Genomic DNA, 22124 nt, shown 5'->3' with positions numbered 1-22124 from the left:
GAGTTCGCACAACAACGCATACAAACCCCTCAGGTTTCTTCCGGCATCAAACACCCAACATAAAAACAACGTCAAACAACTTTAATACGATTTTTGATTAAACATTTCATTGTATCTTTGCATTAAAATTAAAGAAGAATGACAAAATCAGTTCGTGTAAGATTTGCCCCAAGTCCGACAGGTCCTCTGCACATTGGCGGAGTTCGGACGGCTCTTTTCAATTATTTGTTTGCCAAAAAAAACAACGGCGTTTTCTATATTCGTATTGAAGACACCGACCAAACCCGTTTTGTTCCGGGAGCCGAAGCCTATATTTTTGAATCGTTGAAATGGCTGGGGATAGAACCTGACGAAACCATCGGGAAGAACGAAAAATTTGGTCCGTACAAACAAAGTGAACGCAAACATTTGTATAAGCAATATGCCCAACAACTTATTGATTCTGGCAATGCTTACTATGCTTTTGACACAGCTGAAGAATTGGACACACTCAGAAAAGATGCTGAAAAAGAAGGAAATACGTTTATTTACAATCCTTCAACCCGCAATAAACTCAACAACAGTTTATGTTTGTCTGCAGAAGAAACACAACAGAAGTTGGATTCAGGCGAACCTTATGTAATCCGTTTTAAAACGCCTGCCGATGAAGAAATCATCGTGGAAGATTTGGTGCGTGAGCAAGTGAAATTCAACACGTCACTTCTGGACGACAAAGTGCTGTTCAAATCAGACGGAATGCCGACTTATCATCTGGCAAATATCGTAGATGACCACTTGCAGGAAACCACCCACGTTATCCGTGGCGAAGAATGGTTGCCATCTTTGCCGTTGCACGTGATGTTGTACAAAGCATTTGGCTGGGACGTTCCGCAGTTTGCTCATTTACCTTTAATTTTGAAACCGGTTGGCAACGGTAAATTATCCAAAAGAGATGGCGACAAATTAGGATTTCCTGTATTTCCGCTGGAATGGAAATCATCTGAAGGGGAACATTCATCAGGATACAGAGAAAGCGGATTTTTTCCGGAAGCAGTCATAAACTTTCTGGCTTTACTGGGCTGGAATGACGGTACTGATAAAGAAATTTACTCCTTGCCGGAACTCATCGAATCCTTTGATTTGAGTCGAGTAAATAAATCCGGAGCGAAATTTGACCCGGAGAAAAACAAATGGTTTAATCATCAATACCTGATTCAAAAGTCTGACAGAGAACTGGCAGAACTTTTTTTACCTATTTTAGAACAAAAAGGCATTCAAACCGATTTGATTTATACAGAAAAAGTAGTCGGATTGATTAAAGAAAGAGCTGATTTTGTTACTGATTTTTATGATTTGGCAGATTTTTTCTTCACAGCACCAACAATTTTAGACGACAAAGCCACCAAAAAATGGAATCAAGAAACTGCTCAGTATCTCGAAAACTTAAAAAAAGTTATGGCAACCGTTGAGGATTTTAACGCACCTGGTATCGAGAAAGCAGTTAAACAATATATTTCCGAGAACGAATTAGGTATGGGAAAAGTGATGCAGCCTCTGCGTGTGAGCCTTGTGGGCAGCATGAAAGGTCCTGACGTTTTTGAAATCGCTTCCTTATTAGGCAAAGAAGAAGTGTTGAAACGAATTGATTTTAGCTTATCTGCAATTCAATAACCTCATAAAGCACAGAATAATTCTGTGCTTTTTTTATATCTTACTACTTATGGAAATACCGTTTCAGCAACAAAACTAACCTCAAAAAATACCTCACTTTTTCATTTTTTTTATTATATTTGGTGCTAATCTTATTCATCAGTTATGAAAAAAATATTTTGGCTGCTTATGCTAACACCTTTAGTGTGGTCTTGCTCATCAGACGATGACAATAACTCCGATAAATCGGAATTGATCGATACAAAATGGTCTCCCGAAAAAGTAGTACCGGTACTACCTTTTATCGGTGAAAATGAGGATTATGCACAGTATTATCCACATCAGTCCGGTTGTGACAAAGACTATTTGTTTTTTCTCGACCAGGGCGAAATGAAAACTTATGTACACGAACCGAATTGCGAAGTAACCGAACAGGTACAAAGCTGGGAAGAATCTGGCTCGACTATTACAGTGGAATACATGGGCTACAACATTACCGGCGAAGTGTCGAGCTCAACCGGCAATCAGATGATTATTGAAAGTGACATTTCGGAATATGCCGAATTAATCAACATCTATTATCCCGGGATTCCAATTCCCGAAGGATCCAAAATGAAATTATATTTAAATAAATTAAACAACTAAATCATTTACTATGGTATATCTAATTCCTTTATTAATCCTCGGACTGATTATATTTTTCAGTTCATTTTTCGTAGTTAAACAACAATCATCAGTAATTGTTGAACGTTTCGGGCGATTTCACTCTATCAGAAATTCCGGACTTCAGCTGAAAATTCCGATTATCGACCGAATTGCTGGACGTGTAAACCTGAGAATCCAACAATTGGACGTTATCATCGAAACAAAAACCAAAGATAATGTATTCGTTAAGCTAAAAGTTTCGGTGCAATTCAAAGTGATTCAGGAAAAAGTTTACGAGGCTTTTTATAAACTGGAATATCCGCACGACCAAATCACTTCTTACGTTTTTGACGTTGTACGTGCCGAAGTACCAAAAATGAAGTTAGACGACGTTTTTGAAAGAAAAGACGATATCGCTATTGCGGTTAAAGCGGAATTAAACGAAGCGATGACGACTTACGGCTATGACATCATCAACACGTTGATTACAGATATTGACCCGGATATACAGGTAAAAAGTGCGATGAACCGTATCAACGCTGCCGACCGAGAAAAAACTGCGGCAGAATATGAGGCGGAAGCACAACGTATCAGAATTGTTGCCAAAGCAAAAGCCGAAGCTGAATCAAAACGCCTGCAAGGACAAGGTATTGCTGACCAACGGCGGGAAATTGCCCGTGGATTGGTGGAAAGTGTGGACGTGCTGAATGGCGTAGGAATCAACTCGCAGGAAGCCTCGGCGTTAATCGTAGTAACACAACACTATGACACATTGCAATCCATTGGTTCGGACACCAATTCCAATTTGATTTTATTACCAAACTCTCCACAAGCCGGTAGTGAAATGCTCAACAATATGGTGGCGGCATTCACGGCAAGCAACCAAGTAGGAGAAGCAATGAAACAATCAAATAGTAATAAAAATCTATCAGGAGGAAATCGTAAAAACGACGATTTTTCGACAAACGACGAGTAAATTAATCCCCAGATTTAGCCACGAATTACACGAACAGATTTATAAAAATTAGTGAATTCGTGGCTTATTCATTCACAACCGGATAAACAATAGAAAATACCGTTTCGCTGTAAGGTACCGACTGAATCACTTTTATCTTGCCTTTGTGGTAATCCTGTACAATTCTTTTCGTTAAAGACAACCCCAATCCCCAACCGCGTTTTTTGGTAGTAAACCCGGGTTCAAATATTTTTTTGAACTGGTTTTTAGCAATTCCCTTACCGTTATCAGTCACTTTTAGCGTCACATTATTTTTGTCTGCCGTAATATCTACGCAGATTTTCCCTTTTCCTTTGATAGCATCAATAGCATTTTTAACCAGATTTTCTATCGTCCAGTGATGCAGTGCCGGATTGAGATTAACCCAAATTTCAGCATCGTTGTTCGAAAAAGAAAAGTCTATTTGCTTGGAACTTCTGGCACTCAGGTATGTCAGCGAGCTTTGGGTTGCCTCTACGATATTGATTTTTTCCAGCACCGGCACAGAGCCTATTTTTGAAAAACGGTCGGCAATCACTTCCAATCGGTGAACATCTTTACCGACTTCATCTACAATTTGTTCATCCACTTTTTGTAATTTCATCAACTCAATCCAGCCCAAAAGCGAAGACAAAGGCGTTCCTATCTGATGAGCGGTTTCCTTTGCCATTCCTGCCCAAAGTCTGTTTTCGGCAGATATTCTGTTGGTTCTGAAATAGCTGTACACCAATCCGCCAAACAAAATCAAAATAGAAATCAATGCCAACGGATAATATTTCAGTTTATTGACTAATGATGAATTGCCATAATAAATGTAAAAAGTACCACTCGGGTGGCTAATCTCAATCGGTGGATTTTGTGCTTTCAGCTGGCTAACAAACCTCTTCTTTAACTTGGTATCTTCTGTTATTTTTTCATCAACATTTGCCATCTCTATTATTCCGTTAGGATTTATCATGGCGATAGGGATAGTTGTATTTTGAGTAATGACAAGATAATTTAAATCCAAATCAACATTATCGTTTTCTCCAACCATATTAACTCCTTTTTGAGCATTCGCCCAGATTTCCATTTTGAGCCTTTCCTCCTGCTTAAATGTTTGGAAAAGCTGATAAGTATTCCACAGGATAAGGCACAGGATTCCCAGTGAAAACAAGATGATAATATAACGTAATTTTATCCGGTTGGTCAATCTCATAAAAAGTAATTTCTGATTTGTAAATATAGAAACTGTATAAAATTATCTCAGATAAGTCTTTTAAGGCTCTTTTTGGCATAACTGCGTTAAATTTTAAAACGATAGTCTGCTATCCTTTGAAAATTTGCCTTGTTCTACCTCAAAAATAGCTCATAAAATTTCTTATAAGACAAATTTAAACAGTTTCATAGTTTTTATGAGGATAACGTACAATTATTTCATTATAATATGTCCGGAAATCTTTTTTGTGTATCATGCAAAAAATGTATGTTTGTAAAAAAACATTATGCAAAAAATATATTACCTGAAAACCTGCGACACCTGCAAACGCATCATGAAACAAATACCGGACATCGCCGATTACGAATTACAAAACATCAAAGACGAGCCTGTGACCGCTCAACAGCTCGACGAAATGAAAGCTCTGGCAGGTAGTTACGAAAAACTGTTCAGCCGGCGGGCAAAATTATATGCTGAAATGGGGCTGAAAAATGAAAAACTTTCCGAAGAAGATTACAAACACTATATTCTTCAGCATTACACTTTTCTGAAACGCCCCGTTATCATCAACGGCAAAAAAATTACTATTGGTAAAAGTCCCGAAAAGTGAAAAACCAATAATAAATTAGCCATGACAAAACTAATGGCTTAAATTCAACAGGCTATCGGTAGCTTGTTCAAACGGTTCTTTGCCGTGCCGGAATATTCGTGCAGAAAGGTTTCCTCTAAGCCAGATGTCACCTTCCGAAACTTCCAGCCAGCTGCCTTCTCTCAATCCGATTACAGGCTGCATGTTGAACTGATGAAACTCTTTGATTCGGGTTTCACGGGTTTCGCCCATGTGTTCACTGTTTGGTAGCGGGTCGAGATAATGCGGATTGATATTAAACGGCACACAACCCAGCGTTTGAAAACTTGGCGGATAGACAATCGGCATATCATTGGTCGTGCTCATCGTTAAACCAGTAATATTACTTCCTGCCGACGTACCGAGGTATGGCGTTCCGGATTCAATTTTCTGTTTGAGCAACTGCATGATATCCTGCTCATATAATTGCTGAACGAGCAAAAAAGTATTTCCGCCGCCGGTAAACAGTGCTTCAGCCTGTTCGATTCCTTCTCTGGCAGATTTATATTCATGCAGTCCTTTCACGCGGATATTTATTTTCCCGAAAGCCTCAGACACCTTGCTCGTATATTGCTCATGTGTGATTCCACCCGGTCTTGCATAAGGAATAAACGTAATTTCAGACACTTGTTCGAAAAAATTTTCCAATGTTGGTAGTAAATATTCCAGATATTCTTGTCCATACACCGTCGAAGTGCTGGCAATAATCATTTTTTTCATATTCAGATATTTCTGCAAAGTTAATCAGACCTCAGCATTAACACAAATTTGTGGAGACTTTGTAGTTTGTTTAATAAAACAGCCATTAGTTTTACAAAAAACTATGAACGATGTTTAAAAACTACTTTTTTGGATTGGTTTTATTGCTGTCTTATGCTGCATTCGGTCAACAAAATTTTATGCTGAAAGGCACGGTTTCGTCGCAGGAGGAAATACCAGAAAACGTTTTTGTACTGAACAGAAATACTGACGAAATCGTAAAACTCAATCCAAAAGGCGAGTTTGAAATTCGTGTAAACCAAGGCGACAAAGTAGTCGTATTTGACGCCAACGATTATTTTGTACCAAATGTTTTTAACATTGGTTCGGAAGATGAAAACAGAATCCGGCAAATTGAATTGACCCTGAAATCAGAGGAGCTGGAAGAATTAGTTATCGATTCACAACCTACATCTGAAAGTTTAGGGATTTCAGGTTTTAGTTATGAAAAACCTAACCCGGACCAAGCTGACCTCAAAGGCATATTTGAATTGATTATCGGATTGTTTGCAAAGAAAAACCAAGCTCCCGAGCCACCAAGTTTTCATCAGCGAAAAGTATGGTTTGAATCCACTATTCCGATGGAAGAACTGACAGAAAAATATAAAATTCCGACTGAAAAAGCGGATTTATTTTATCTTTTTTTAGCGGAAGATATCTCGTTATTCAATATCTTGCAGTCCAATCCAAAACAGACAGAATTAGAATTATATGAAAAATCTTTTCGATTTTTGAACACAGAAAATGAACAGCATGAAGAATAGTATCCTGACAAGTCTTTTGTTTTTGCTCACAATTACTGCCTATGCCCAACCCGGCAGACGACCTGTTTTGGGTAAAGTCGTTGCCCGTACTACTGAGCTTTCAGGAATTTATATACAGAATAAAAACACCAAAGAAACCGTCGAAAGTGAAAAAGGTGGTTATTTCCGAATGAAAGTCCAGCCCAATGACACATTGATTTTTTCGAGTATCGAATTTGTCGGGCGGGAAAAAGTGGTTTCGTATGAGGATATGAACAAAAAAATCATGTTTGTTCCTTTGGAATTTATCGAATATACTTTGGACGAACTCTATATCGACCGTAGAGTCACAAGCGAATCGCTGGGTTTTGGAAAACCAACGTACAGAACCCTTTCCGAACGCAACCTGCATCGGGCAACTTCTCATAACCCTAGTCCTGATGCACAAATTTCTATCGGATTGGACGGAATTATCAATGCTTTGTCCGGAAGAACGAAAATGCTGGAAAAAGCACTGGCATACGAACGTGAAATGCAGCTGGCAGAAAAACTCATCGCTGTTTTTCCGAAAGAATTTTATCTGGAAGATTTGCACATTCCGGAAGAATATATTCCGGCATTTGGCTTTCATCTTTTGCAATACAACGATGTTTTGTCGGCAAGTGTAACCGGAAACGGCGAAGATTACGTAAAACTGAAATACAGCGAAAAAGTGGAAGAGTTTTTAAAAAGCATTCCTGAAGAAGAATAGAATTTCGTAATTTTGTAAAATAAAATTTAAACGATATGTTTGGTATAGGAACCGGCGAACTTGTATTTATCATTTTGATGGTGCTGATGTTATTCGGCTCAGACAAAGTTCCTGAGCTGGCGAGAGGTTTTGCCAAAACAATGACTCAGATTAAACAAGCCACCAACCAGATTAAGCACGAAATTACCAAATCTGTTGATGAAACCGGGATTGTTAATGAAGTCAAAGAAGCTATTAATCCCAACAAAATCAAAGAATCTTTGGGTGTGGACGAAATAGAAAAAGACCTGAAAGAAGCCACCAACCTCAACCCTGCTGCTGATGTGGAAAAAGAAATCAGTAAGGTCAAAGAAGATTTTGAAAACCTTACCGGACCAATAAAACGTCAGAAATAATGTGGGAACAAATCATACAGTGGGACAAAGATTTGCTGGTTTTTCTCAACGGTCTGGGCAATGAAACTTGGGATTTTTTTTGGCTCTACATCACCAAACAACTTAACTGGTGGCCGTTATTTCTGGTCATTCTCTACCTGCTGTACAGAAAACTTCCGCTCAAACAACTCATCTTGTTACTACTCACACTGACTTTATTTTTTGTTTTTACCGACCAAATGACCAATCTGGTTAAAAACACCGTTCAACGCTACCGCCCTGTTAACGACCCGGAACTCACAGACGTTATCCGAAACGTCAAAGGAAGTGCTTCATGGAGCTATTTTTCCGGTCATGCGTCCAACAGTCTGGGAGCCATTTTCATCATTTTTATGGCCATGAAAAACTATTACAAAAAAGCCTGGCTGTTGTTTTTGTTTCCGTTGATTTTTGCTTACACCAGATTATATCTCGGATTACATTTTCCGTTGGATATTTTGTCCGGCTATCTGTTTGGATTGCTTTCCGGTTATCTGTTTTTCCGGTTGTATGTTTATGTTTGTAACAGGTATGTTTGATGTTGGGTGTTGTTTGCCAACATCTTCCTACTTTGAAGCAAACATCTGTACATCGCTTTCAGAAATTTCCTGATTACCAAGGATAATCAACCTTTCCACCACGTTGCGTAATTCCCGGATATTTCCTGTCCAGTCGTAATTCTGTAATAATTTTATGGCTTTGTCTGTGAATTTTTTCTCTGCCGTTCCGTTTTCTTCGGCTATTTGTCTGGCAAAATGATGAATCAACGTTGGAATATCTTCCCTCCGGTCGTTGAGTGCCGGCACTTTAATAAGAATTACTGCCAACCGATGGTATAAATCTTCCCGAAAACGCCCTTCTTCAATCTCTTTTTTCAAATCTTTATTAGTTGCTGCGATAACCCGGACATTCACTTTGATGTCTTTATCTGACCCAACCCGGCTGATAACATTTTCCTGTAATGCCCGAAGCACTTTTGCCTGTGCCGCCATACTCATATCGCCGATCTCGTCCAGAAAAAGTGTACCGTTGTGAGCAGCTTCAAACTTTCCGGCACGGTCTTTTACTGCCGAAGTAAATGCTCCTTTTACATGCCCAAACAATTCGCTCTCAATCAGTTCTGACGGAATAGCCGCACAATTCACTTCTACCAGTGGTTGTTTGGCACGTTCGCTTTTTTCGTGCAGGTTGTGAGCCACCAACTCTTTTCCGGTTCCGTTTGGTCCGGTTACAAGCACTCTCGCTTCGGTTGGTGCCACCTTGTCAATCATTTCTTTGATTTGCTGCATTGGCTCGCTGTCGCCAATCATTTCGTATTTTTTACTGACTTTTTTCTTTAAAAGTTTGTTTTCCACTTTCAAAGTTTTATGGTCTAAGGCATTGCGAACCGTTGTGAGCAATCTGTTTAAATCCGGCGGTTTGGATATATAATCAAAAGCTCCCAAACGCATAGTGTTTACAGCGGTTTCGAGGTCGCCATGCCCGGAAATCATCACGAAATTTATTTCGGGCTTGATGCTTTTTGCATAAGCCAAAACCTCTTCGCCGTCTTTTTTTGGCATTTTGATGTCGCAGATTACCAAATCAAAATCGTCTTCGGTAATCATCTGAATCGCTTTTTCACCGTCTTCCGCTTCAAATATCTGATAGCTTTCGTCTTCTTCGCTGAGTATTTTTGACAGCACCCGTCGGATTGCTGATTCGTCTTCTACAATTAAAATTTTTGACATAAGGTTAATATTTTAGCCATTTTAATAATTCTTTCCAGGTCGGTTTTCTTCCGTAAGTCAATATTCCGATGCGGTATATTTTTGAGGCAAACCAAACCATTCCGATAAAAGTACCGAACAAAATCAATATGGACAAAATAATCTGGTAAACAGGCACACCGAACGGAATCCGCATCAGCATCACGATTGGCGATGTGAACGGAATAAACGAAAAAATGGTTGCTACTGTTCCGTGTGGCTCATTGATTACTGTGAAAAAACCAACATAAACAGCAAGCATCAACGGCATGATAACCGGAAACATAAACTGTTGGGTGTCGGTTTCGTTATCGACTGCCGCTCCTATCGCCGCGTAAATGGAGCTATACAGAAAATACCCCCCAATGAAGTAAATGATAAAATACATCAGCATTGACAACAAAGGCAATGACATGATTTCCTGTACATACATTTTAATATTTGCCAAAAAATCAGGGGATTGCTGTGCAATTTCGGCAGTTTGCGATAATGTACTTGTATTGAGTCCTAAGAAACTTTGTGCCAGCACAAACAAGATTCCGCCTACGATTGCCCATATTGCGAATTGTAAAATTCCCGCCAGCGTTGTTCCTATGATTTTACCCATCATCAGCTGAAACGGTTTTACAGAAGAAATAATAATCTCTATAATTCTCGATGTTTTCTCCTCAATCACACTACGCATAACCATGTTGCCGTAAATGATAATAAACATCATAATCATATAACCAAATCCGGCTCCGAGGGCGATTTTGATTTCGTTCAATCCTTTTACGGTTTCTTCTCCGGAAGATTTAACCAGGTTGAGATCTACATTTATCCGTGAAGATTCTATTTTCAGTGTATCGATTCCCTGAACTGCCCAATTCATTTTAGTCAGCTGGGTACTCATCACACGTTCAACTTGCGAAACAAAGCCTAAACTCGGACTGTCTTCAGAAATATACTCTACGTCTGTTTCAAAATCTTTGAGATCGTCAAGTTTCGGGATATACAATACACCTTCCCACTGTTTTGCCAGCACACTGTCGTTAATAACATTTTTAGGAATATGCGTTATATCCTTATATTGATAGGATTCGGTGTTCTTGAATGAATTCACAAATAATCCGCTTTCGTCATGCACACCGATGTGTTTTACTTCTGACCGAATATTACTGAGATAACCGATGAGAAATGCAATTCCGACAAAGATAAGTGGACTAATGAAAGTCATGACAATGAAGGATTTATTGCGGACTTTGGCAATAAATTCTCGTTTTATGATAAGGTTTAATACACTCATTGACTAACAGCTTTAATGAAAATTTCGTTTACAGAAGGAATTTGCTCTGAGAAATGAGTAACTTCTCCGAAGGTTAATAAGGTTTGTAAAAGTTCAGACGGGGATTTTTCGCCCAGTTCAACCGAAAACTGCCAGTCGTTATCCAAACTTTTGAATGTTGTTTCATTGACTTGATAATTTTGCAAAGCCTGTTTCAACTCGTCTTCCCTATCGGTTTTTACGCCAACCCAATACACAAAAGTCCTGTATTGTTTTTTAACTTCCATCAACGAACCTTCGATAATTTTCTTTGACAGGTTAATCAGAGCGATTTCGTCACACATTTCTTCTACACTTTCCATGCGGTGTGTGGAAAATATAATGGTACTTCCCTGCTCTCTCAGTTTCAGAATTTCATCTTTAATCAAATTGGCATTGACCGGGTCGAAACCTGAAAAAGGTTCGTCGAAAATCAACAATTTCGGTTGGTGAAGCACGGTCACGATAAACTGAACTTTTTGTGCCATTCCTTTAGACAATTCCTGAATTTTTTTGTCCCACCAATCCATAATACCAAACTTCTCAAACCAGGCAGTCAGCTGTTTTTTAGCATCGGCTTTGCTCATTCCTTTGAGCTGTGCCAGATAAACCGCCTGTTCGCCGACTTTCATGCTTTTGTACAAGCCTCTTTCTTCAGGCATATAACCAATGTCTTTGATATGATGAGGTTGTAACGGCTGCCCGTCGAGGAATATTTGCCCTTTATCGGGATAGGAAATCTGGTTAATGATTCGTATCAGTGAAGTTTTTCCGGCTCCATTTGGCCCGAGAAGACCATATATGCTGCCTTTTGGGATACTCAGCGAAACATCTTGCAGAGCGGTTTTCTGCCCGTAAGTTTTTGTGATGTTTTCTACATGCAAAAGAGGTTTATCCATCAATTGTTTTATTTTTTTGTAAAGATAGTAATTTCAGAATGATGTTACGAAAAAACAAACCGCATAAAAAACCAGCCCCGCACAATGTGCAGGGCTGGAAAAATTGCTATGAAAAAGAAAATCCACCGTTTTATAAGTGTACCGCAAATATAATAGGTGTTTTTTTATTACGCAAACATTTCTTTGACTTTTTCAAAAAAAGATTTGTCATCTTTTTGAGGGTCGGGTTGGAAGTTAGGATCTTCCTTCATTTTTTCAAAGAAAGCTTTTTGTTCTTTGTTTAATTTTTTCGGTGTCCAGACGTTCACATGGATAAGAAAATCGCCGTTTCCATACCGTTGTATGCTTGGCAATCCTTTTCCTTTCAATCGCAAAATTTTTCCGGATTGGATACCTTCTTCCAGTTTGATTCGTACTTTTCCAGTAAGTGTGTCTATCTCTTTAGAACCACCTAAAGCCGCTTCGGCAAAACTTATATATAAATCGTAATGAATATTTTCACCTTCACGTTTTAAGGTAGCGTGTTCGGTTTCTTCGATAACAACAATCAGATCTCCGGGAATGCTGTTTGCTCCGGGAGCTTCATTTCCTTTTCCTGAAACTTTCAGCTGGATTCCGTCAGTCACTCCCGCCGGAATTTTGATAGAAACCACCTCTTCGGCAAATACCATTCCTTCGCTATCCGCTCCTGCAGGTTTATGGTTCAGAATCTGTCCGGAACCTTTACAAGTCGGACACGGAGCCGAAGTCTGCATTCGTCCCAAAATCGTATTTGAAATTTTGGTAATATGTCCTGTACCGTTACACTGGCTACATGATTTGTAGCTCACGCCATCGGCTTGTTTCTTGCGTTTTACTTTGATTTTTTTCTCTACGCCGGCAGCGATTTCTTCCAGCGTCAGCTTGACTTTTATGCGGAGGTTGCTACCTTTCAAGCGGGCAGTCCTTCCGCCGCCGAATCCGCCAAAACCACTGAATCCGCCACCAAAAGCACCACCAAAAATGTCACCGAACTGGGAGAAGATATCTTCCATGTTCATTCCGCCACCGCCAAATCCGCCAGCTCCTCCTTCAAATGCCGCATGACCGTACTGGTCATATTTTGCCCGTTTGTCAGGGTCGCCAAGCACCTCATAGGCTTCTGCCGCTAATTTGAATTTTTCTTCCGCTTCTTTATCGCCTGGATTTTTGTCCGGGTGGTATTCTATCGCCTTTTTGCGATAAGCCTTTTTGATTGCGGCAGCATCTGCACTTTTATCAATGCCTAATATTTCGTAATAATCTTTCTTCATGCTTATATTATTGTCCTATTACAACTTTGGGATATCTGATGATTTTTTCTCCCAGCTGATAACCTTTCTCAACGATATCAACTACTTTTCCTTTCATATCATCGCCGGCAGGAATTTGTGTAATCGCCTCAGATATATCAGCATTGAAGGTATCCCCTTGCTGAATTTCCACTTCTTTCAGCCCTTTTCCTGTCAATGTATCTTTGAATTTATTAGAAATCAAGATAAAACCTTCGGTATGCTGATTTTTATCTTCTTCTTTGATTTGTGCCAATGCCCGATCAAAGTCATCAATAACCGGCAATAATGCTGTGATTACGTCTTCTGACGCTGTAGCAAAAAGCTCTAATCTTTCTTTGGCTGTTCGTCTTTTATAATTTTCAAATTCGGCAAACAGTCGCAAAAATTTTTCTTTTTCTTTCTGTAATTCTTCCTGAATATTTTCTGCGGAATTGGTTTGCTCTTCCGCATTTTCTTCCTGATTTACAGTCTCCTGTATGGTTTCATCCTCTTTAATTTCTTCCAAGTTATCCTGATTATTTTCTTGTGCTTTCATAATTCATCATAAATAAATAGTCATCAACTCACTATCAAAAGTGTTGCCATAGCCATGATTAATGCCAACTTGTCATATTTTTGGCAGAGAATGGGGTTTTGTAAATATTTTTAACTTACAGGTTCGAGGAATTTTGTATATTTGAGTTTAAAATAAATTCGTGTTATGAATATTCAAGCCGAAAAAATAGAGCTGGTTAAAATGCTATTGGATACTGAAAATCCTAAAGTTATTGAAGCTATCAAAAAGATTTTCAAGAGAGAAAATACTTCTGATTTTTGAGACGAATTGACGCAACAACAGCAGGAAGAAATAGAAAAAGCCTCTGCCGAAATCGAAAACGAAGAAATAACAGATTATGAGTCTTTCATTCAAAAACACAGATAATTGGACAGAAAAGTTGTTATATCAAAAACTGCCGAGCGAAAATTAAACCTGCTTTTTGATTATCTGATTCAAAAATGGTCTGTTAGAATCAAAAATAAATTTATAGAAAGACTTGACTCGTCAATCGAAATCATTAAAAACCAGCCCGATATATTCCCTGAATCTAAAAAAAATGCCCCAACGAAAAAAAGCTGTATTTAACTGGAGCGGAGGAAAAGATTCGGCTTTGGCACTACAAAAAGTATTACAAAGCGACGAATTTGACGTAGTTGCCCTGCTAACCACTATCAACGAAGAAACATTGACATCTTCCGTACATTCAATTCCGATTGGAATTTTGTCTAAGCAAGCTGAAAGCATCGGGATTCCTTTACACACCACATCGTTTACCAAAGACCTTTCCGACTATAACGAAAAAATGCGTAAAACAGTAGAGCATTTAAAAAAACAAAAAGTTACACATTTCATTTTTGGGGATATTTTTCTGGCAGATGTAAAAAAACACCGTGAAAAGAATCTTAATCCGTTGGGAATAGAAGTTGTGGAACCACTTTGGAACAAATCATCTGCTGAAGTGATGAATGATTTTCTGAAATCAGGAATTAAAGCAAAAATTATTGTTACCCAAGCCGATAAGCTGGATAAAAATTTTATTGGTAAAGATTTAAATGCAGATACAGTAAGCTCTTTCCCTGACAACATAGATATTTGTGGCGAAAACGGCGAATACCACACGTTGGCTTATGCCGGAAGTCTGTTCAGAAAAGATATTGAGTTTGCCGTTTTAAACATAATTCAAACGACTTATGATATCGGTTTAAGTAGTGGACAAACTAAAAATTTCGCCTATTGGCAAGCAGAAACAGAACTTGTTACTTCGTAATTTCTTTAAGGTTAGCGATGGTAGCCGCAGGATTATCTGAAGAAAAAACAAAACTTCCTGCCACCAAGACATCTGCCCCGGCTTCAACCAGTTTTCGAGCGTTTTGGTCAGTTACTCCACCATCAATTTCTATCAGTGTACTGGCATTGTTGCGTTCGATAATCGCTTTGAGCTGTGTAATTTTTTTGTAGGTATTTTCAATAAATTTCTGTCCGCCAAAACCCGGATTTACACTCATCATGCACACCAAATCGGTGTCGTTAATCACATCTTCGAGTAAGGCGACATTGGTATGCGGGTTAATCGCTATACCAGCTTTCATTCCTTCAGCTTTAATTGCTTGAAGCGTGCGATGCAGATGCGTGCAAGCTTCGTAATGCACCGTCAGAATATCTGCTCCCAGTGATTTAAAAGTAGTAATATATCTGTCTGGCTCAACAATCATCAAATGCACATCGATAGTTTTTTTGGCGTATTGTGTAATCGCTTTCAGCACAGGCATACCAAATGAAATATTCGGCACAAAAACACCGTCCATAATATCTATATGAAACCAATCCGCCTGGCTTTCATTAATCATTTCGATATCTGGTCGTAAATTGGCAAAATCTGCCGATAAAACTGAAGGTGCGATGAGCGTATTTTTCATTTTTAATGGTATTTGCTGACAAAGATACGATGTTTTTTGTTTATGATATTAATCTTGTCTATCCTTTTCTCTGCTGTTTCATCTCCTTCATCGCCTTGAAATAAGCTGCCCTGCTCAAAGGTTCATATTGGTCGGTTTCGCCAAGCAAAATTAGATTTTCGTCCAACGATTTCCGGTAGCTGTAATGAGCCAGATTTCCGGTGCGGGTGCAAACGGCATGCACTTTCGTAACATATTCTGCCGTTGCCATCAGAGCAGGCATCGGACCAAAAGGCTTTCCTTGGAAATCCATATCGAGTCCGGCAACGATAACACGAACGCCGGCATTAGCCAAGTCATTACAAACCGTTACGATTTCATCATCAAAAAATTGTGCTTCGTCAATGCCAATCACATCGCAGCCATCTGCCAAAATCCGAATGTTTGCAGCAGCCGGAACAGGCGTGGACACAATCGAAGTGCCTTGATGGGAAACGACTTCCTCATTATCATAGCGGACGTCCACCGACGGTTTAAAAATCTCTACTTTCTGTTTGGCAAACTCAGCTCTTTTCAGTCTTCTGATCAATTCTTCCGTTTTGCCGGAAAACATCGAACCGCAGATAACTTCTATCCAGCCGAATTTTTCTTGATGATTAACAGGGTTTTCTAAAAACATTTTCGATTTTTCTTATGATAAACAAAGGTTTTTGTTTTACTTTGTATGAGACAAAAATACCAAAAAATAACCTCCTAATTTTATTCATTTGAAAAGATATGAAAAAGATTATTGAATCGGATTTGATTGCCATTGCTCATCGGATACTGAAATTGAGAGATAAATCGGACATTGATTCTTTGCATTCCGAAGCACAGAAACTCTATGAAAAACTAACGGTTTTAAAGTTCTACGAAGAGAATTTTAACCGTTTTGACCAAGCTCCGGAACAAGAAAAAATTGAGGAATTACTTGTGGATATTCCTACAGATTTTACTTCGGAACGGCAGCCTAATCCAATTATACAGGAAGAAAATGTCAATGAATTGCCGGAAAATGTTTCTGAAAACCAACCTTTAGAAGAGGAAATTTCTGCGGAAACAAAAGAAAAAGCTTCGTTTGAAGTTGATGCAGTTTTTAATGTGCCTTTTGAAAAAGTAGAATTTGCTCCTGCAACAGAGCAGCATAATATTCACAAAACGAATAATTCTACCACAAAAAGCAATAAAACTACCGTCAATGATACTTTTGCAAAATCAATTACGCTGACTTTAAACGACCGGATAGCTTTCGAAAAACATTTGTTTAACAACAATACAGAAGACTTAAACCGTGTGATTTCCCAACTAAATACTATGAGCGATTGGAACGAGGTTGAAACCTTTGTCAATCAAATGGTCAAGCCAGATTTTAACGATTGGCAAGGCAAAGAAGAATATGAAAACAGATTTATGGCATTTATTCAAAAAAGATTTCTTTAATGGGAAAATTATATTTGGTGCCGACGCCTGTGGGCAATCTCGACGATATGACTTTCAGAGCAATCAAGGTGTTACAGGAAGTCGATTTGATTATTGCCGAAGATACCCGAAACAGTGGAAAATTGCTCAAACACTTTGACATTTCCACCCCGATGCAAAGCCATCACATGCACAACGAGCACCAAACCGCAGAAAAATTTACCGAAATGATTAAATCGGGGCAAAGCATTGCTTTGATATCCGATGCGGGAACACCTGCGATTTCCGACCCCGGATTTTTGCTGACCCGCACTTGTATAGAAAACGGTGTTGAGGTGGAATGTCTTCCTGGGGCAACAGCTTTTGTACCGGCATTAGTCAATAGCGGATTACCCAATGACCGGTTTGTGTTTGAGGGATTTCTGCCAGACAAAAAAGGCAGGCAAACCCGCCTGATTACCTTGCAGGAAGAATCCCGAACGATGATATTTTACGTTTCGCCGCACAAACTGATTAAAACGTTGAACGATTTCATCAATTATTTCGGAAAGGACAGACGGATTTCCATTTCCAGAGAAATTTCCAAACTACACGAAGAAACCGTCAGAGGTACAACTGAAAAAGTATTACAGCACTACACCGAAAAGCCTGCCAAGGGAGAAATCGTGGCGGTAGTTGCCGGAAAAACTAAAGAGAAAAGAGCAGTTAGCTAATAGGAAATATTAGTTAATGTGGTAATTAGTTAATTTGATAGTTAGCGGATATTCTTAAAATAAACAAAATGAAACGTCTTTCATTACAACATCTCGATGAAAAAGCACAGCAATCGGTGCAAAACCTGCAAAAAGATTTGGGGGTAGATGCACTCATTGCCCAGCTTCTGGTACTGAGAGGCGTGACTGATTTCGATCAGGCCAAACGATTTTTTCGCCCTTCTTTGTCAGATTTGCACTCGCCTTTTTTGATGAAAGATATGGATATTGCCGTGGACAGAATTTTACAGGCTATCCAACAAGGTGAAAACATTATGGTTTACGGTGATTATGATGTGGACGGAACCACGGCTGTTTCTTTGGTGTACAGTTTTCTGAAAAATTACACCCCGAATTTAATTACCTATATTCCAGACCGCTATAAAGAGGGCTACGGAATTTCGTTGCAAGGGATTGATTTTGCTTCTGAAAAAAAAGTATCATTAATTATTGCACTCGATTGTGGAATCAAAGCTATCAAACAAGTGGAATATGCCCGGAAAAAGGGCATCGACTTTATCATTGCCGACCACCACATGCCCGGCGAACAAATTCCGGAAGCAACAGCGGTTCTCAATCCGAAACAAAAAGATTGTGCTTATCCATACAAAGAATTATGCGGCTGCGGCGTTGGATTCAAACTCATTCAGGCTTTGGCAGAAAAATTATCGACACCTCAACAGCAGATTTTCGCTTATCTGGATTTGGTTGTAGTTGCCATTGCTGCTGATATTGTACCGATTACCGGCGAAAACAGAATTCTCGCCTACCACGGATTGCAGATTTTTGACCAGACTCAGCGACCGGGTTTTCTGGCAATGAAAAGATTATTCAGTCTGCAACATTTTACGATTTCAGATATAGTATTTAAAATCGCTCCGAGAATCAATGCAGCCGGAAGAATAAAACACGGCAACTATGCCGTTGAGTTACTCACAGAGTTTAACTTTGAACAAGCTGTACAAGTGGCTCGGGAGATTGATGAATTCAACACATTCCGGAAAGAATTAGACCAGAACATTACCACTCAGGCATTACAGCAAATCATTGATAATCAAGAAGAAAAAAAATCAGCAACAGTAGTTTTCCAACCCGAATGGCACAAGGGTGTTATCGGCATTGTGGCTTCCAGACTGATTGAAACTTACTATCGCCCGACACTTGTTTTTACCCGAAGCGGTGAGGTTTTGGCAGCATCGGCAAGGTCGGTTAAGAATTTTGATGTGTATGAAGCTCTTGAAGCCTGTTCGGAACATATTCTGCAATTCGGTGGACATAAATATGCAGCCGGACTGACATTGCTCGAAAGTGAGTATGAAAATTTCAAACGGAAATTCAACGAAGTGGTTGAGCAAACTTTGGCAAAAGAACATCGGGAAGAAGAAATCGTGATTGATGCAGAAATCAACCTAAATGAACTGACACCTAAAAATCTTAGAATTTTAAAACAGTTTGAACCACACGGCCCCGGAAATATGCACCCTGTATTTTTGAGCAAAAATGTGTTTGATGTTGGCGGATTTGCCAAAGCTATCGGAAAAGAACAAGAACACCTGAAAATGTATCTGAAACAGGACAATTCAAAGGTTTTTGATGCTATTGCTTTCGGCGAAGGGCATCGGTTAAACGAAATCGGCAATGAGCAACGAATGCAAATCGTCTATTCATTAAATGAAAACAGCTGGCAAGAACAAACCAACTGGCAAATGCAGATTAAAAATTTTTGTGTGCTGTAAATTGTTTTTATCTTAAATTTGTCTGTCTAAATAATAAAAAAATGAAAGTAGCAGTAGTTGGTGCAACCGGAATGGTCGGCAAAGTGATGTTAGAAGTTTTAGCGGAAAGGAATTTTCCTGTAACAGAGTTGTTGCCGGTTGCTTCTGAAAAATCCATCGGAAAAACTGTTGAATTTCGCGGAAAAAGCTATGCTGTTATCGGTTTGGAAGAAGCCGTTGAGCAACAACCTGATATTGCTTTGTTTTCTGCCGGCGGGGGGACTTCTTTGAAATGGGCACCGAAATTTTCCGAAAAAGGCAGTGTGGTTATCGACAATTCTTCCGCATGGCGTATGCACCCGGAAATCAAACTAATTGTTCCGGAAATCAATGGAAATATATTAACCAAAGAAGATAAAATCATTGCGAACCCTAACTGTTCTACCTCACAGCTTGTCATGGTTCTTCAACCGTTGCATGATGCATACACAATTCACAGAGTAGTAGTTTCGACCTATCAATCCATTACGGGAACGGGCGTAAAGGCAGTTCAGCAATTAGAAAACGAAATGACAGGTCAATCGGGCGAAATGGCTTACCACTACCCTATTTTTCAGAATGCTATCCCGCATTGCGATGTTTTTCTGGAAAACGGCTATACCCGTGAAGAGATGAAACTGACCAACGAAACCAAGAAAATTCTTGGCGATGACAACGTTTTGCTTACCGCGACGGCCGTTCGCATACCAGTCGTTGGCGGACACAGCGAATCGGTAAACATCAGCTTTGAAAAGGATTTTGACATTACTGACATTAAACGTATGCTGAGCAAAACACCGGGTATCACGCTCAAAGATAATCCGGACACAAACACTTATCCGATGCCGATTTATGCTCAAGGAAAAGACGATGTGTTCGTGGGTAGAATCCGTAGAGATGAAACCGCCAAAAACTCACTAAACCTATGGATTGTGGCAGACAACCTTCGAAAAGGTGCCGCCACCAATACGGTTCAAATCGCGGAATATCTTATTCAGCATCAATTAGTCTGATTGCGGACGTCTTCCAGTTCGTCTTCAGAACGCAAACGTTCGTTGATGTCTTTCCAGGTTTCGGCATTTTTGATACCAAGGTTTTTCGCCACAAAAATAGGGTCTTCGTGACCTTCTTTTTTTTGTCGTTGGTAATCTTTCCAGACTTTAAATACAATCCGGCTCAACAACAGTATAGCAATGAAATTGACCCAAGCCATGAGTCCTACGCCAATATCGCCGATTGCCCATGCCATATCTGCCGTATGCACAGTACCTATATATACCATAACCAGAAATATCAGCTGTAAAATCCGTAAAAACAGTTTGTTGTTTCTCTTTCCGAGAATAAAATTCAAGTTGGTTTCTGCATAATAATAGTATGCCATAATGGTCGTAAAAGCAAAGAAAAACAGAGATACGGCAATAAAAGTTTCCCCAAAAGAAGAAAAATGCTGCGAAACTGCCAATTGGGTAAAAGCTGTATAATCGTATGAACCATCAATATGCTGTACTACATATTCATTTATCTGCGGATTTTCAGCGAAATCAGGGTTCCGCACATTGTACTGACCAGTGAATAATATCATCAAACCCGTCATAGTGCAAATGAACATCGTATCCACATATACCGAAAATGCCTGCACCAAACCTTGCTGAGCCGGGTGTTTTACCGCTGCTGCCGCCGCTGCATGCGGAGCTGTTCCCTGCCCTGCTTCGTTGGAATAAATTCCTCGTTTGACTCCCCAGGCAATTGCCATTCCGAACACACCGCTGAACATCGCCTCCTGATTGAATGCTGCTGAAAAAATCAATCCAAAGACATCGGGAATAGCCTGGTAATTAATTCCGCAGATGATTAAAGCCATCAAAATATATGCCCCTGCCATAAACGGGACGATGATTTCTGCTACTTTACTCAAACGTTTTACGCCGCCGAAAATAATCAACATGAGTAAAAAAACAATAAAAAGTCCGACGAGGTTTACCTCAAAACCAAGAATGGAATAAAACCCGATTCCGGACACATTGGTTATCGCATTGGAAATACTATTACTCTGAATACCAGGAAGAAGTAGCCACGTACTAACTAATGTAGTAATAGCAAAAACCATAGCATACCATTTAACGCCTAAACCTTTCATAATATAAAATGCAGGTCCACCGAGATATTGCCCGTCTTTTTCTTCCTTATAAATCTGTGCCAAAGTCGATTCGGCAAATGCAGAGGCAGCACCTAAAAAGGCTATCACCCACATCCAGAAAATCGCTCCCGGACCACCCAACGCAATCGCTGTTGCCACACCGATAATATTTCCAGTGCCAACACGACCGCTGATTGCCAAAGCAAATGCCTGAAAAGGCGATATTCCTCTGTCTGATGATTTCTTCCCGAACAGCAGACGAAGCATTTCTTTGATAGCCGTAATTTGCAGAAAACCGGTTCGCACCGAAAAGTATAATCCAGCAAGTAAACATAAGTATATAAAATAATCACTCCATACCCAGTCACTCAGTGTTTTGATGATTTCTTCCATAAAAAAACTTCTCATTTTGAACGCTCAAGGTATGAAAACATCGACAATCTGAAAAAAAATATCGCAGAAAATGTGACTTTTTGAAAAAACGTTGTCTAATATAACAGCTAGGGAAAAGAAAATATTCTTGAATATTATTTACAGAAGGTCGGATTTGTTCCGGCTTTTTGTTTT

The 22124-nt window shown here is 39.4% G+C and carries 23 protein-coding genes; 13 read left to right on the top strand and 10 right to left on the bottom strand.

The genetic code is table 11. The annotated features are described in order from the left end of the window. Nucleotides 1-138 precede the first annotated feature (138 nt). From gltX to CDL10_RS03610, 3 genes are all read left to right on the top strand, one after another. Nucleotides 139-1650 (top strand): glutamate--tRNA ligase, encoded by a 1512-nt coding sequence (gene gltX, locus CDL10_RS03620; protein ID WP_100677280.1) that lies wholly within the window; start codon nt 139-141, stop codon nt 1648-1650. Nucleotides 1651-1818: 168 nt separating this feature from the next. Further along, on the top strand, nt 1819-2274 hold the full coding sequence (locus CDL10_RS03615) for a hypothetical protein (RefSeq protein WP_165772976.1): 456 nt from the start codon (nt 1819-1821) through the stop codon (nt 2272-2274). A gap of 10 nt (nt 2275-2284) precedes the next feature. Then, nucleotides 2285-3250 (top strand): SPFH domain-containing protein, encoded by a 966-nt coding sequence (locus tag CDL10_RS03610; RefSeq protein ID WP_100677278.1) that lies wholly within the window; start codon nt 2285-2287, stop codon nt 3248-3250. 64 nt (nt 3251-3314) lie between these two features. Here CDL10_RS03610 and CDL10_RS03605 read toward each other — a convergent pair whose 3' ends face one another. Further along, nucleotides 3315-4466: an ATP-binding protein gene (locus tag CDL10_RS03605; RefSeq protein ID WP_100677277.1), complete on the bottom strand. Its 1152-nt coding sequence runs from the start codon at nt 4464-4466 to the stop codon at nt 3315-3317. 286 nt (nt 4467-4752) lie between these two features. On the opposite strand from CDL10_RS03605, the gene CDL10_RS03600 reads away from it, so the two are divergent. Further along, the gene (locus CDL10_RS03600) at nt 4753-5076 is read left to right on the top strand and encodes an arsenate reductase family protein (protein ID WP_100677276.1); all 324 of its coding nucleotides are present in this window, start codon (nt 4753-4755) and stop codon (nt 5074-5076) included. A gap of 30 nt (nt 5077-5106) precedes the next feature. Here the strand turns inward: CDL10_RS03600 and pepE are convergent, their stop codons facing one another. Next, nucleotides 5107-5814, bottom strand: a complete 708-nt coding sequence (pepE, locus tag CDL10_RS03595) for a dipeptidase PepE (protein ID WP_100677275.1) — start codon at nt 5812-5814, stop codon at nt 5107-5109. A 110-nt stretch (nt 5815-5924) separates the two neighbouring features. Between pepE and CDL10_RS03590 the strand changes: the two genes are divergently transcribed. From CDL10_RS03590 to CDL10_RS03575, 4 genes are read left to right on the top strand one after another with little or no spacing between them, the layout of a single operon-like run. After that, complete coding sequence (locus tag CDL10_RS03590) at nt 5925-6617, top strand: hypothetical protein (protein WP_100677274.1); 693 nt, start codon at nt 5925-5927, stop codon at nt 6615-6617. Continuing rightward, nucleotides 6607-7347: a hypothetical protein gene (locus CDL10_RS03585; RefSeq protein ID WP_100677273.1), complete on the top strand. Its 741-nt coding sequence runs from the start codon at nt 6607-6609 to the stop codon at nt 7345-7347. Before CDL10_RS03590 ends, CDL10_RS03585 begins: the two co-directional genes overlap by 11 nt. Before the next feature lie 35 nt (nt 7348-7382). Further along, nucleotides 7383-7742, top strand: a complete 360-nt coding sequence (locus CDL10_RS03580; protein ID WP_100677272.1) for a Sec-independent protein translocase subunit TatA/TatB — start codon at nt 7383-7385, stop codon at nt 7740-7742. Then, nucleotides 7742-8299 (top strand): phosphatase PAP2 family protein, encoded by a 558-nt coding sequence (locus CDL10_RS03575; protein WP_100677271.1) that lies wholly within the window; start codon nt 7742-7744, stop codon nt 8297-8299. Before CDL10_RS03580 ends, CDL10_RS03575 begins: the two co-directional genes overlap by 1 nt. A gap of 27 nt (nt 8300-8326) precedes the next feature. On the opposite strand, the gene CDL10_RS03570 is transcribed toward CDL10_RS03575, so the two are convergent. The 5 genes from CDL10_RS03570 to CDL10_RS03550 all read right to left on the bottom strand — a co-directional run bounded on the left by CDL10_RS03570 (nt 8327) and on the right by CDL10_RS03550 (nt 13558). Then, entirely contained in the window at nt 8327-9490 is a 1164-nt protein-coding gene (locus CDL10_RS03570) for a sigma-54-dependent transcriptional regulator (RefSeq protein WP_100677270.1), read from the bottom strand. A 4-nt stretch (nt 9491-9494) separates the two neighbouring features. After that, nucleotides 9495-10793 (bottom strand): ABC transporter permease, encoded by a 1299-nt coding sequence (locus CDL10_RS03565; protein ID WP_100677269.1) that lies wholly within the window; start codon nt 10791-10793, stop codon nt 9495-9497. After that, nucleotides 10790-11710, bottom strand: a complete 921-nt coding sequence (locus CDL10_RS03560) for an ABC transporter ATP-binding protein (protein ID WP_100677268.1) — start codon at nt 11708-11710, stop codon at nt 10790-10792. Before CDL10_RS03560 ends, CDL10_RS03565 begins: the two co-directional genes overlap by 4 nt. Nucleotides 11711-11877: 167 nt before the next feature. Beyond that, complete coding sequence (gene dnaJ / locus CDL10_RS03555) at nt 11878-13002, bottom strand: molecular chaperone DnaJ (RefSeq protein ID WP_100677267.1); 1125 nt, start codon at nt 13000-13002, stop codon at nt 11878-11880. A 7-nt stretch (nt 13003-13009) separates the two neighbouring features. After that, entirely contained in the window at nt 13010-13558 is a 549-nt protein-coding gene (locus tag CDL10_RS03550) for a nucleotide exchange factor GrpE (RefSeq protein WP_100677266.1), read from the bottom strand. 559 nt (nt 13559-14117) lie between these two features. Here CDL10_RS03550 and CDL10_RS03535 point away from each other — a divergent pair. Next, on the top strand, nt 14118-14828 hold the full coding sequence (locus tag CDL10_RS03535; RefSeq protein ID WP_100677264.1) for a Dph6-related ATP pyrophosphatase: 711 nt from the start codon (nt 14118-14120) through the stop codon (nt 14826-14828). Here CDL10_RS03535 and rpe read toward each other — a convergent pair. Beyond that, a complete protein-coding gene (rpe, locus tag CDL10_RS03530; RefSeq protein ID WP_100677263.1) occupies nt 14818-15477 on the bottom strand; it encodes a ribulose-phosphate 3-epimerase in 660 nt (219 codons plus the stop codon). The two genes, CDL10_RS03535 and rpe, sit on opposite strands and share 11 nt — an antisense overlap. A 58-nt stretch (nt 15478-15535) precedes the next feature. Next, nucleotides 15536-16135, bottom strand: coding sequence for a thymidine kinase (locus CDL10_RS03525; protein ID WP_100677262.1), 600 nt, complete (start codon nt 16133-16135; stop codon nt 15536-15538). A 98-nt stretch (nt 16136-16233) separates the two neighbouring features. Between CDL10_RS03525 and CDL10_RS03520 the strand changes: the two genes are divergently transcribed. The 4 genes from CDL10_RS03520 (at nt 16234) to CDL10_RS03505 (ending at nt 20433) form a co-directional block, all read left to right on the top strand. Beyond that, the gene (locus CDL10_RS03520; protein WP_100677261.1) at nt 16234-16935 is read left to right on the top strand and encodes a hypothetical protein; all 702 of its coding nucleotides are present in this window, start codon (nt 16234-16236) and stop codon (nt 16933-16935) included. Beyond that, nucleotides 16935-17627 carry a 16S rRNA (cytidine(1402)-2'-O)-methyltransferase gene (gene rsmI, locus CDL10_RS03515; RefSeq protein WP_100677260.1) on the top strand — a complete coding sequence of 231 codons (693 nt, stop codon included), beginning with the start codon at nt 16935-16937 and terminating at the stop codon, nt 17625-17627. Before CDL10_RS03520 ends, rsmI begins: the two co-directional genes overlap by 1 nt. 68 nt (nt 17628-17695) lie before the next feature. Further along, entirely contained in the window at nt 17696-19402 is a 1707-nt protein-coding gene (recJ, locus tag CDL10_RS03510; protein ID WP_100677259.1) for a single-stranded-DNA-specific exonuclease RecJ, read from the top strand. Between the two features lie 41 nt (nt 19403-19443). Continuing rightward, the gene (locus CDL10_RS03505; protein ID WP_100677258.1) at nt 19444-20433 is read left to right on the top strand and encodes an aspartate-semialdehyde dehydrogenase; all 990 of its coding nucleotides are present in this window, start codon (nt 19444-19446) and stop codon (nt 20431-20433) included. Here CDL10_RS03505 and CDL10_RS03500 read toward each other — a convergent pair. Beyond that, entirely contained in the window at nt 20421-21950 is a 1530-nt protein-coding gene (locus CDL10_RS03500) for an alanine/glycine:cation symporter family protein (protein ID WP_100678623.1), read from the bottom strand. The genes CDL10_RS03505 and CDL10_RS03500 overlap by 13 nt on opposite strands. Nucleotides 21951-22124 lie beyond the last annotated feature (174 nt).

Origin of the sequence: Avrilella dinanensis (assembly GCF_002807015.1) — a bacterium.
In the GTDB taxonomy this organism is placed as follows: Bacteria; Bacteroidota; Bacteroidia; order Flavobacteriales; family Flavobacteriaceae; genus Flavobacterium; species Flavobacterium dinanensis.
The sequence above is the reverse complement of the archived record's forward strand: the minus strand, read 5'-3'. Positions and strand labels throughout refer to the sequence as shown.

What these genes read in the sequence shown, in the direction of transcription:
- gltX (WP_100677280.1), top strand. Translation starts at nt 139, where the DNA reads ATGACAAAATCAGTTCGTGTAAGATTTGCCCCAAGTCCGACAGGTCCT.
- CDL10_RS03615 (WP_165772976.1), top strand. Translation starts at nt 1,819, where the DNA reads ATGCTAACACCTTTAGTGTGGTCTTGCTCATCAGACGATGACAATAAC.
- CDL10_RS03610 (WP_100677278.1), top strand. Translation starts at nt 2,285, where the DNA reads ATGGTATATCTAATTCCTTTATTAATCCTCGGACTGATTATATTTTTC.
- CDL10_RS03605 (WP_100677277.1), bottom strand. Translation starts at nt 4,466, where the DNA reads ATGAGATTGACCAACCGGATAAAATTACGTTATATTATCATCTTGTTT.
- CDL10_RS03600 (WP_100677276.1), top strand. Translation starts at nt 4,753, where the DNA reads ATGCAAAAAATATATTACCTGAAAACCTGCGACACCTGCAAACGCATC.
- pepE (WP_100677275.1), bottom strand. Translation starts at nt 5,814, where the DNA reads ATGAAAAAAATGATTATTGCCAGCACTTCGACGGTGTATGGACAAGAA.
- CDL10_RS03590 (WP_100677274.1), top strand. Translation starts at nt 5,925, where the DNA reads ATGTTTAAAAACTACTTTTTTGGATTGGTTTTATTGCTGTCTTATGCT.
- CDL10_RS03585 (WP_100677273.1), top strand. Translation starts at nt 6,607, where the DNA reads ATGAAGAATAGTATCCTGACAAGTCTTTTGTTTTTGCTCACAATTACT.
- CDL10_RS03580 (WP_100677272.1), top strand. Translation starts at nt 7,383, where the DNA reads ATGTTTGGTATAGGAACCGGCGAACTTGTATTTATCATTTTGATGGTG.
- CDL10_RS03575 (WP_100677271.1), top strand. Translation starts at nt 7,742, where the DNA reads ATGTGGGAACAAATCATACAGTGGGACAAAGATTTGCTGGTTTTTCTC.
- CDL10_RS03570 (WP_100677270.1), bottom strand. Translation starts at nt 9,490, where the DNA reads ATGTCAAAAATTTTAATTGTAGAAGACGAATCAGCAATCCGACGGGTG.
- CDL10_RS03565 (WP_100677269.1), bottom strand. Translation starts at nt 10,793, where the DNA reads ATGAGTGTATTAAACCTTATCATAAAACGAGAATTTATTGCCAAAGTC.
- CDL10_RS03560 (WP_100677268.1), bottom strand. Translation starts at nt 11,710, where the DNA reads ATGGATAAACCTCTTTTGCATGTAGAAAACATCACAAAAACTTACGGG.
- dnaJ (WP_100677267.1), bottom strand. Translation starts at nt 13,002, where the DNA reads ATGAAGAAAGATTATTACGAAATATTAGGCATTGATAAAAGTGCAGAT.
- CDL10_RS03550 (WP_100677266.1), bottom strand. Translation starts at nt 13,558, where the DNA reads ATGAAAGCACAAGAAAATAATCAGGATAACTTGGAAGAAATTAAAGAG.
- CDL10_RS03535 (WP_100677264.1), top strand. Translation starts at nt 14,118, where the DNA reads ATGCCCCAACGAAAAAAAGCTGTATTTAACTGGAGCGGAGGAAAAGAT.
- rpe (WP_100677263.1), bottom strand. Translation starts at nt 15,477, where the DNA reads ATGAAAAATACGCTCATCGCACCTTCAGTTTTATCGGCAGATTTTGCC.
- CDL10_RS03525 (WP_100677262.1), bottom strand. Translation starts at nt 16,135, where the DNA reads ATGTTTTTAGAAAACCCTGTTAATCATCAAGAAAAATTCGGCTGGATA.
- CDL10_RS03520 (WP_100677261.1), top strand. Translation starts at nt 16,234, where the DNA reads ATGAAAAAGATTATTGAATCGGATTTGATTGCCATTGCTCATCGGATA.
- rsmI (WP_100677260.1), top strand. Translation starts at nt 16,935, where the DNA reads ATGGGAAAATTATATTTGGTGCCGACGCCTGTGGGCAATCTCGACGAT.
- recJ (WP_100677259.1), top strand. Translation starts at nt 17,696, where the DNA reads ATGAAACGTCTTTCATTACAACATCTCGATGAAAAAGCACAGCAATCG.
- CDL10_RS03505 (WP_100677258.1), top strand. Translation starts at nt 19,444, where the DNA reads ATGAAAGTAGCAGTAGTTGGTGCAACCGGAATGGTCGGCAAAGTGATG.
- CDL10_RS03500 (WP_100678623.1), bottom strand. Translation starts at nt 21,950, where the DNA reads ATGGAAGAAATCATCAAAACACTGAGTGACTGGGTATGGAGTGATTAT.